The organism is Mycobacterium sp. TH-M25 (assembly GCF_057473665.1).
The window spans coordinates 1-2,089 of record NZ_JBYCLA010000539.1 but is presented as its reverse complement, the minus strand read 5'-3'; the positions used below and the strand labels follow the sequence as shown (position 1 = coordinate 2,089).

The window sequence follows — 2,089 nt, the reverse complement described above, 5'->3', positions numbered from 1 at the left end:
GAGTCGATCGAGGACATGCTCGACAGGGGTGTCATCGATGGGATAGACCGCAAGACAGCGTTGAACAACTACATCAAGGCCGCTGGCAAAGGTGTGCTGAAAGTAATGTCCAAGATGGGCATTTCGACACTGGCCTCCTACACTGGTGCGCAACTGTTCCAGGCGGTCGGCATCTGTCAGGACGTGCTGGACGAATACTTCAGCGGGCTGAGCTGCCCAACCGGTGGAATCACCCTCGAGGACATCGCTGCTGACGTCGCAGTCCGCCACCGGCTGGCCTACCTGGACCGGCCGGACGAACGCGCGCATCGCGAACTCGAAGTCGGCGGGGAATACCAGTGGCGCCGGGAAGGCGAATACCACCTGTTCAACCCGGAGACTGTCTTTAAGCTGCAGCACGCCACGCGCAGCGGGCAGTACAAGATCTTTAAGGAGTACACCCGCCTCGTTGATGACCAGAGCGAGCGGATGGCTTCGCTGCGTGGACTACTCAAATTCCGCGCGGGTGTGCGCCCCCCGATTCCGCTGGATGAAGTCGAGCCCGCCAGTGAAATCGTTAAACGCTTCTCGACGGGGGCGATGAGCTACGGCTCGATTTCCGCTGAGGCGCACGAGACCCTTGCCATTGCAATGAACCGCCTGGGCGGCCGATCAAACAGCGGTGAAGGCGGCGAGGACGGCAACCGATTTGAGCCCGATCCCAACGGGGATTGGCGACGTAGCGCTATCAAACAGGTCGCCTCTGCGCGGTTCGGGGTGACCTCGCACTACTTGACGAACTGCACCGACATCCAGATCAAGATGGCGCAAGGCGCGAAACCCGGTGAAGGGGGCCAACTTCCGGGGCATAAGGTGTACCCGTGGGTTGCTAAGGTCCGGCACTCCACCCCCGGTGTCGGCCTGATCTCACCCCCACCGCACCACGACATTTACTCCATCGAAGATCTGGCGCAGCTGATCCACGATCTGAAAAACGCGAACCCGTCGGCGAGGGTGCACGTCAAGCTCGTCTCCGAGAACGGGGTGGGCACGGTGGCTGCGGGGGTATCCAAGGCGCACGCTGACGTGGTCCTGATCTCGGGGCACGACGGCGGTACCGGAGCGACCCCGCTGACATCGATGAAACACGCGGGTGCGCCATGGGAGCTAGGACTGGCTGAGACCCAACAGACATTGCTGCTCAACGGATTACGCGACCGAATCGTGGTCCAGGTAGACGGTCAACTCAAGACAGGTCGCGACGTGATGATCGCGGCGCTGCTCGGCGCCGAGGAATTCGGCTTCGCCACGGCCCCACTGGTGGTCGCTGGCTGCATCATGATGCGGGTATGCCACCTAGACACCTGCCCGGTTGGCGTGGCCACTCAGAATCCGGTGTTGCGCGAGCGGTTTACCGGCAAGCCGGAGTTCGTCGAGAACTTCTTCATGTTCATCGCCGAAGAAGTCCGGGAATACATGGCGCAGCTAGGCTTCCGCACGTTCAATGAGGCAGTCGGCCAGGTGGGCGCGCTGGATGCGACGCTGGCGCGGGCGCATTGGAAGGCGCACAGGCTCGATCTGACACCGGTGTTGCACGAGCCGGAGTCGGCGTTCATGAACCAGGACCTGTACTGCAGCTCGCGCCAGGACCATGGTCTGGACAAGGCGCTCGATCAGCAGTTGATCGTGATGAGCAGGGAAGCGCTGGATTCCGGCAAGCCGGTTAGGTTCTCCACGACCATCGGCAACGTCAACCGCACGGTAGGCACCATGCTCGGCCATGAGCTAACGAAAGCTTATGGTGACCAAGGCCTTCCGGACGGAACCATCGACATCACATTCGAGGGATCCGCGGGCAACAGCTTTGGCGCCTTCGTGCCCAAAGGGATTACGTTGCGTGTCTATGGCGATGCCAACGACTATGTCGGCAAGGGCCTATCCGGTGGCCGAATTGTGGTGCGACCGTCTGACAATGCGCCGTCGGACTACGTTGCCGAGGACAACATCATCGGCGGCAACGTGATTCTGTTCGGTGCCACCAGTGGGGAAGTTTACTTGCGCGGGGTGGTCGGCGAGCGGTTCGCGGTTCGCAACTCCGGGGCCCATGCGG

Annotated in this window: 1 protein-coding gene; it reads left to right on the top strand. The window is 61.6% G+C overall.

Going from position 1 to position 2,089, the window contains the following annotated elements:
- Positions 1 to 2,089, top strand: a 2,089-nt coding sequence (locus tag AC2VOU_RS18035; RefSeq protein ID WP_486958606.1) for a glutamate synthase-related protein, incomplete at both ends; no start/stop codon positions are given.